The sequence below is a fragment of the uncultured Gimesia sp. genome (assembly GCF_937910335.1).
GTDB lineage: Bacteria > Planctomycetota > Planctomycetia > Planctomycetales > Planctomycetaceae > Gimesia.
The window spans coordinates 19,712-28,020 of the sequence record NZ_CALEMX010000615.1 but is presented as its reverse complement, the minus strand read 5'-3'; the positions used below and the strand labels follow the sequence as shown (position 1 = coordinate 28,020).

Annotated in this window: 4 protein-coding genes and 1 tRNA gene; all 5 read right to left on the bottom strand. The window is 48.5% G+C overall.

From position 1 onward, the window contains the following. Positions 1-1,638, bottom strand: a 1,638-nt coding sequence (locus tag Q0668_RS25280) for a 2-oxoacid:acceptor oxidoreductase subunit alpha (protein WP_298869340.1), incomplete at its 3' end; no start/stop codon positions are given. A gap of 723 nt (positions 1,639-2,361) precedes the next feature. After that, positions 2,362-3,444 carry a class I SAM-dependent methyltransferase gene (locus Q0668_RS25275; RefSeq protein WP_298869339.1) on the bottom strand — a complete coding sequence of 361 codons (1,083 nt, stop codon included), beginning with the start codon at positions 3,442-3,444 and terminating at the stop codon, positions 2,362-2,364. Positions 3,445-3,698: 254 nt separating this feature from the next. Continuing rightward, positions 3,699-3,773, bottom strand: a tRNA-Pro gene (locus Q0668_RS25270). A 123-nt stretch (positions 3,774-3,896) separates the two neighbouring features. Further along, entirely contained in the window at positions 3,897-5,387 is a 1,491-nt protein-coding gene (locus Q0668_RS25265) for a DUF1501 domain-containing protein (protein ID WP_298869338.1), read from the bottom strand. A 14-nt stretch (positions 5,388-5,401) separates the two neighbouring features. Next, positions 5,402-8,302 (bottom strand): DUF1553 domain-containing protein, encoded by a 2,901-nt coding sequence (locus Q0668_RS25260; RefSeq protein ID WP_298869337.1) that lies wholly within the window; start codon positions 8,300-8,302, stop codon positions 5,402-5,404. Between the last annotated feature and the right edge of the window lie 7 nt (positions 8,303-8,309).

The window sequence follows — 8,309 nt, the reverse complement described above, 5'->3', positions numbered from 1 at the left end:
CAAGCCTTCTCCAATCGATTGTTTTACCGCGGTGCGAACTGCCCCGTAAGTTCCCCCCCAGCTAATCACCAGCAGGTCACCCGATTCAGGGCCTTCGATGGTCTGTTCCGGAATATAATTGGCAATATCAGCAACTTTCTTTGCCCGGAGTGTCGTCATGAACTGGTGATTCTCCGGAGAGTAATCCACGTTTCCGGTTACATCCGATTTTTCCAGGCCGCCAAGTCGATGTTCGCAACCGGGAGTACCGGGAATGACCCAGGGGCGGGCTTTCTTTTCATTCCGCAAGTAAGGCATAAATTCATCGCCATTCTGAGTATTCTCATTTGAAACCTTGAACGGCTTGAGACTGGAAACTTCAGGAATCTTCCACGGCTCGGCTCCGTTGGCGATGTAACCATCGCTGAGCAGCATGACGGGGGTCATGAATTCCACGGCAATCCGCAATGCTTCCTGTGCCATGTCAAAACAGTCAGCAGGTGAAGCTGGTGCTACTAGAGGCAGCGGGCAATCTCCATTACGACCAAACATGCACATATACAGGTCTGATTGTTCTGTTTTTGTAGGCAGTCCGGTACTGGGACCCCCACGTTGCACATTGACGACAACCAGAGGCAGCTCCATGATTGCAGCCAGTCCGACACCTTCCGATTTGAGAGCAATGCCGGGACCACTGCTGGCGGTAATTGCCAGATCGCCTGCATAAGAAGCGCCAACCACACTTGTAATGGCGGCAATTTCATCTTCTGCTTGAAAGGTAACGACGTTGAAATTCTTCAGTTTGGAAAGTTCGTGTAAAATATCGCTGGCGGGAGTAATCGGATATCCGCCGTAGAATAACTGTTTGCCGGACAGTTTGGATGCTGTCACAAAACCGAACGCCAAGGCTTCATTGCCGGTAACTTTGCGATACTTACCAGGTGGCAGGTCTGCAGGATCCACCCGGTAATGCACACTGATCGCTTCGGTTGTAATGCCATAGTTATAGCCGGCATGTAAGGCTTTCAGGTTTGCTTCCACCAGTTCTGGCTTCTTGGCAAATTTAGTTCTGACCCATTCTTCCGTGGGTGTGGCATCGCGTTGATAGAGCCAGTAAACCAGGCCCATTGCAAAAAAGTTTTTGCAACGTTCCGCTTCCCGTGGGGAAAGCCCCAATTCAGCCACGGCGTCACGCGTGAGGCTGGTCATTGGTACTTTCTGAAGCTGATAGGCAGCCAGTGCTTCTTCATCGTCGAGCGGATTACTTTCATAACCTGCTTTGGAAAGATTGCTTTTTTCAAAAGCATCTTCATTGACGATCAGCGTACCCCCACGTCTGAGGTCTGCCACATTTGTTTTCAATGCAGCCGGGTTCATGGCGATCAGTGTATCCACTTCATCGCCGGGCGTAAAAATTTCGCTGCTTGAGAAGCAGATCTGAAAACCACTTACTCCCCCCAGCGTTCCGGCAGGTGCGCGAATTTCTGCGGGGAAGTCAGGCAATGTGCTTACATCATTCCCGAAGACAGCTGACACGTTTGTGAATTGTGTGCCCGCCAATTGCATTCCATCACCACTATCGCCGCAAAAGCGGATCACAACAGCATCAAGCTGTTCGCTGAGTTTGCCATTTGCACCAGGCACGTCTGTGGTCGCCATTCTGATTGATACTCCCAGTTGCCACCTCTTCTCAGGTGGTATCTTCACTGTTGAATGAAATAATTTAAAATCTGTATTCTGAATTCTGGCACGCGCCGTTTATCAAATCGATTTAGCACCCACGTTACCGGCGCTATTTTATTAACGAGAAACCAGATCAGAATCAATCACTGAAATCATCGTAACCATGGAAAATGCCGGGTGTTCTCTCTGACAGGAATTGGGGCAATTTACATTACCCGCAAGGAGGGAAAGACGCAGGAGTTTTTTTCGATTGGTTTTCACAATTCAATAAATCATTAAGTCTGGATAGCTATCCCCTTACAATACCTTTCGAGCATTGAAGTTCCGGCTTCAGACATCCGTGCTTTCCACCATAGCCTGTTCACCATCATACCGGCAAACTCTACGTAATAGAAACATTCCTTGTAATCGGCATTCTTACACCAAAATCAATACATGGAAAGGCTTTAAATAGCACATTCTTCTCTGATTCTTAAGATTTTCTCATGCCTCTCGCAGGATCAGCTCTCTCCGTTGGAATTATAGACGGCAACAGCTGGCATCCAATCTAAAGTCTACAATAATATCTAATTTAATCTGTCGCATGGGGAAACATCAATCAGACCACGTCTAATTCACCCATTTTCATAAAAAAACAGTGAGTAGAATCTGTTGGAGTTCTACTCACTGATAAAGATAACCATCTGAGAGCTACCGATCTTACATTTTTGTCATCACGTAAAAATAATTCATGATATCATGGGGCAGCTCTTGTACATCAACTTCTTGAAAACCGGCATCGTTGAGCATCTGGCAAGCCAGCTCTTTACCCCAGCATGTTCCCAGACCCGCACCGCCTTGAGCGAGCGAAACGGTCATACAATGCATGGTTGAAATCGTGTAAAACATGGGGCCCAGAGGATTGGTAATATTCTGCTCTACATGACTCGAGGCGGCAATATCCTGCATCAGGAATGTGCCCCCTTTTCGCAATGCGGCATTGACTTCGCTCAACACTAGAGCGGGATTTGCCTGATCGTGAATGACATCAAAGGCGGTAATCAAATCGAATCTATCTGGAGCGTTCATCTGGGACACATCCTGCACCTTGAACGAAACATTTGAGATTCCGCGTTGTGCGGCAGACTGTATTGCCCGCCCGATCGACTCTTCTGAAATATCGTATCCTGTGAAGCGACTATTGGGAAAAGCGGCTGCCATTTCAACTAACGCCAATCCGCTGCCGCAACCAATATCCAGCACATCCATTCCGGCTTTCAATTTCTCTTCCAAACCCAAGACCAGTGGCAGAATATGCTCAAACAGTCCGGATACGACAGAGTTATAACTTTCTTCTGCCATGACTTCGTGGAAGCGAGCAAATTCTGAATAGGGAACGCCGCCCCCTGCTTGAAAACAATCGACAATTTGGTCTTCTACAGAACCCAGCACGGAAAACCATTGCATCGTGGTGGCAAAATTATTTGATCCTGCAGCCCGTGTCAGTAAAGCGGCATGTTCCGCTGGTAAAAAATAAGTTTTGAGCACCGGGTCATATTCAATAATGCTGCCCGTGACCATGGCACCCAGCCATTCGCGAACGTACCTTTCATTGAGACCGGCCTGTTCCGCAATATCACTACTGCTGGCGTGTTCCATTTCGCTCATGATGTCAAACAGCCGCGAGCGATGACCAATCGACATCATCAGCGACAAACTACTGTGATTCACAATCTCCAGGAGCTTTTGTCCAAATTCATCCGTCCGTTCCGCATCAATATTCAAATTGCAATTGTTACACATCACTCACACCTTTCTCCGTAGTTCCTAATTTGTATGCACGATTCGATTTTTTATGAACGGCTAACACCGCAACACCTTCGTCTAATTTACTGAGCGAAAAATGAAACTGAATGTTACCAGCTTTTTGAAAAACTTTCGAATCGCGATGAACGTAATGCGATAAACAAAGCAGAGCAAAATACTTAGGGCAGAGAAACTCGCACGAAAAAAGCCCTCATAACGAAACAAAATTCGCTATGAGGGCTTTATTTAAGTCGGGGCGACACGATTCGAACGTGCGACCTCTGCGTCCCAAACGCAGCGCTCTAGCCAAGCTGAGCTACGCCCCGCAACTTATTAGAGGCACAGTTTAGAGAGACACACCGAAGGCGTCAATGGTTCCATGCATACTCTTGTTAAAATCTGCGACCTGAACCAATGAGATGGTTAGGATATTTAAGACTTCATCAGCATTAAGCCATGATTTCTTTAATCAAATTCCCGTGAACGTCCGTTAGACGACGGTCCAGACCATTATTGTAGTAGGTTAGCCTGTCGTGCTGGAATCCCAAAAGGTGCAAGGCGGTCGCGTAAAAGTCCCAGACGGTTGTTGGATTCAACTCGGCCCGTCGTCCGAATTCATCGGTGGCCCCATAACTGGTGCCTCCTTTGATGCCGGCGCCCATCATCCAGCAGGTAAACCCATCCGGGTTATGGTCGCGGCCCAGAGTTCCCGCCTGATGAGTGGGCATTCGACCGAACTCGGTGGTCCATAAGATCAAAGTTTCATCCAGCAAACCACGTTGTTTCAAATCGGTCAGTAACGCTGCGGTCGGCTGATCAAAGATCGGGCAATGTCTTTCGTAGTCGGCTTTCAAGGTTTTATGCGCATCCCAGTTCAACAAACCATCAACACCAGAAGCCCGCGATGCACAATATAGATTCAGGTAACGTACGCCGCGTTCGAGAAACCGCCGTGCAAGCAAACAATTGCGTGCATAGGCGGCTTTCAATTTGTTTGGATCATTTGTTCCATATTGCTCGTGGATTGTCTTCGGTTCAGAAGCCAGATTGGAAACTTCTGGCGCTGAGAGTTGCATCCGTGCTGCCAGTTCATAAGCTTCGATACGGGCCTGCAAATCGGAATTACCGGGACGTTGCTCTGCGTGTCGTTGATCCAGGAACTTAAGAAATTCGCGTGTAGCCTGTTCCTGTTTCTGACTAATCCCTTTGGGAACCTTCAGATTTCGAATCGGCGATTGTGCGTTCATTACGATTGCCTGATGTTGCGCAGGTAAATAACCATTGCTCCAGTTGGCTTTCCCATTGGGGGGTTCGCCTCGGATATCGGGAATGGCAATATAAGCCGGCAGGTTTTCATTTTCACTACCCAACGCATAACCCAACCAGGCACCGGCACTGGGATGTCCTTCGGTATCATGGCCGGTATTCATGAACACACAACCCGGTCCATGCGTATTTGTCTTCGTCGTCATCGAATGAACAAAGGCCATTTCATCGACGTGTCCTGACATATGAGGCAGAATCGTGGAAAACATCTTGCCACTCTTGCCTGCTGGTTTAAAAGCCCAGGGGCTCTTCATCAGGTTTCCGTTTTTGCCCTGAAAGCTGAGGAAATTTTCTTCCCCCGGTAATGGCTTACCATGATATTTTTCCAGACTCGGCTTGTGTTCCCACAAGTCCATATGCGAGGCGGCGCCCGGACAAAAAATCTGCAGCACGCGTTTGGCTTTGGCGGGAAAATGTGTTTCATTCGCGCCGGGCTGCCAGTCTTTGGTGTTCTTTGCACTGCTTTTCTTTGTTGCGGCGGAAAGATCGTTGAGCAACAAACTGGTCAAGCCGATGCCCGCCATTCCCGTATACACACTGGAAAAAAAAGACCGCCGGGAATGTAACTGATGCAACAGACGTCGGGTCAAATTATTTTCAATCGAATTTAACATGCGGGTTTACCTCTTCAATCAAGATAAATCAGTTCATTTGAATTAATCATTGCCCGGCAAAACGCATTCAGGCCATTCTCAGAAATCAACTGTCGGGCCGCCTGTTGTTCTTGCACTTCAGGAGCGCGGGAAAATAACAGACGAAACGCACGATCAATTTGCCGGTCCACATTTTCCGCGCCTGCATCACGCTGTAAACGTTCTGCCAGAAACTGGGAAAGATCCAGAGTAAATCGATGATTCATTAAGGTCAGTGCCTGTAACGGGGTTGTCGTTGTATTGCGTCTGGAAGCAGCAAATGCATTATCAGGACAGTCGAAATCGGTTAATAGATCGATGCTGGCTGCCCGCGCGTTTTGATGATAGACGGCGCGACGGTATGTTTCCGGTCCAAACTCTTCACGAGGCACATATGTGGCGACATTATCCTGCAGATAATGATACAGGCGAAATCCGGGGCCGCCCATTTTTAGATTCAGTTTGCCTGAGATCGACAACAGTGTATCCCGAATTTCTTCACCCGCCAGTCTGCGCGGTGGAAAGCGCCAGAGATAACGCGAATCTGAATCCTTCCGCGACGCATCCTGGCGGAAGGTACTTGCTTGTTGATAGGTTTCCGATAGCATGATCTGTTTCTGAATGTCTTTCAGCTTCCAGTCATTCTTTTGAATCTGAATCGCCAGCCAGTCCAGTAATTCGGGATGTGTCGGCCGCGTTCCCATGTAGCCAAAGTCGCTGGGAGTCGAAACGATTCCGGTTCCGAAATGATAATGCCAGAGTCGATTGGCGAGCACACGAGGCGTCAATGGATTCTCTTTAGCGACCAGCCAGCGCGCCAGAGCAAGTCGCCGTTCTCCCTGCGGTGCTTTGGCATCCAGTTGATAACCAGTGGTTACTTGACTGAGTGTGGACATACTCGCGGGGACAACTGGTTCTCCTTTGCGTTGCGGATTTCCGCCGATAAAAGTATGGAAGGGTCCATTCACCTGTTTGTGATTACCAACCCACCAGGCAGGCAAACCGGGAATGGCAGCCAGTTTTTGATCTCGTTTTCTGATCTCTGCGTTCAATTTTCCAATCTGCTGGAGTTCGTTGGGTGTCGCTTCAGAAACAAAGAGGCGTTTGCGACGATGACGGGCGTTGACCGGTTTTCGATTTTTTGAAGAAGCGACCTCCTGCCATGATTTGGCATCCGTGGAAACTTCGATTTTATAATCGGCCAGGAACGTTGCTTTATAATTACTCATCGCGGCGCCTGATCTGTCACTGGAGAATACCACGCGATCAATGGTTTCAGGCTGTTGGAATTCGATAGTCAGCTCGGGGCTACCGGCAATCCAGCAGGCTCCAATTTTGCCATCAATGGTTAAACTCACGTCATACGCACCAGCAAAATCGCCGGCAACACGACTGTTGGCACCTTTCGCAGTGCCTCCGTTTTGGGCGAGCGCTACATTCCGCGGACTTTTGCCAGCAGTCCAGACTTCGAATTCATCAACGCGATAACCGGTTGTCGCCGAGGGATTGGTATCCAGTCCCTGTACAGTCAGCCTGACGAATTTTGCAGAGATCGGCGGAAACGTATCTTTGACTCCCGTCCGTTTCACAGGCTCGCGAACCCACGGTTTTTCATACTCGGCAGCTTTCTTTTCAGCCCGTGCCTGGATTGCCGTTTCGATTTTGGATTTCTCTTTTAGCAATTTTGCTTTCGCAGCATTCAGCGGATTAATTTGTGCGGCCCGTTTTTGAATTGCTTCTGGCGTCGCCAGCACACGGCTCCCATGAAAGACGCCTGAAAACGTAGCATACAGACTGTAATAATCCTGTTGTTTCACAGGATCGAATTTATGATTGTGACAACGACTGCAGCCCACCGTCAGTCCTAGAAAGGCTTCGCCTGTCGTGCGAATCATATCGTCAATCGTATTCGCGCGAATTTGTGCTGCCTGAACCGGGTCCTGATTACCTACGTTATCGTAAGGGCCACAAACGAGAAACGCTGTTCCCACTTCGACATTCGAATCTCCTTTACCGATGACATCGCCGGCGAGATGCTCGATTACCATCTGATCAAACGGCTTGTCAGTATTGAATGACTGAATAATATAATCGCGAAACGGCCAGAGATTATCGATGATCACGTTGCGCTCGAAGCCATTACTTTCACCAAACCGAACAATATCCAGCCAGTGTCGGCCCCAGTGCTCTCCATATCGGGGTGAAGCTAACAGGCGGTCGATTAATTTTTCATAAGCATCCGGTGAAGGATCACTTTCAAAGGCTGTTACTTCTTCTGGAGTGGGAGGCAGGCCCGTCAGGTTATAAGTCGCTCGCCGGATTAATTCCCGTTTCGTCGCGGGGGGAGCAGGCGTCAATTTTTTTTCCTGAAGCTTCGCATAAATGTATCGATCTATGGAATTTTTCTGCCATGTTTTCGGCACACTTTTTAGTTCAGGCGGTCCCTTGCGGTCCAACGGTTGGAGCGACCACCAGCTCAGATCGGCTTTGGATTTTTCCTGCAGCTTCAATTTTGCAGGCCAGGATGCCCCCTGTTCAATCCAGCGGGTGAATCGCGAAAACTCTTCTTTGGAAAGTGGCTTACCATCTTTGGGCATTTCGGCTTTGCCGGATTTCGAGTCTACGCGAATCAGATCCAGTAGATAACTCTCACTCGGTTTGCCCGGTGTGAGGAAACTTTTCTCTGTTAATGCCTCAATCGAAGCGAGAGAAAGTTCCCCTTTCTCATTGCCGGGATTGTGACAACGAATACAGTGTTCCACAATTAAAGGTGCAATCTCTTTTTCGAAATCCACTTTGGGCTTTGATTCTGCGGTTTTCCCCGCAGAAGATAACAGTATGCTTAAAGCGACCAATAACAGGCAGACTGAACTCACTCTCGTCATAAAAATTCGCATCAGAATT

What these genes read in the sequence shown, in the direction of transcription:
- Q0668_RS25260 (WP_298869337.1), bottom strand. Translation starts at nt 8,302, where the DNA reads ATGCGAATTTTTATGACGAGAGTGAGTTCAGTCTGCCTGTTATTGGTC.
- Q0668_RS25275 (WP_298869339.1), bottom strand. Translation starts at nt 3,444, where the DNA reads ATGTGTAACAATTGCAATTTGAATATTGATGCGGAACGGACGGATGAA.
- Q0668_RS25265 (WP_298869338.1), bottom strand. Translation starts at nt 5,387, where the DNA reads ATGTTAAATTCGATTGAAAATAATTTGACCCGACGTCTGTTGCATCAG.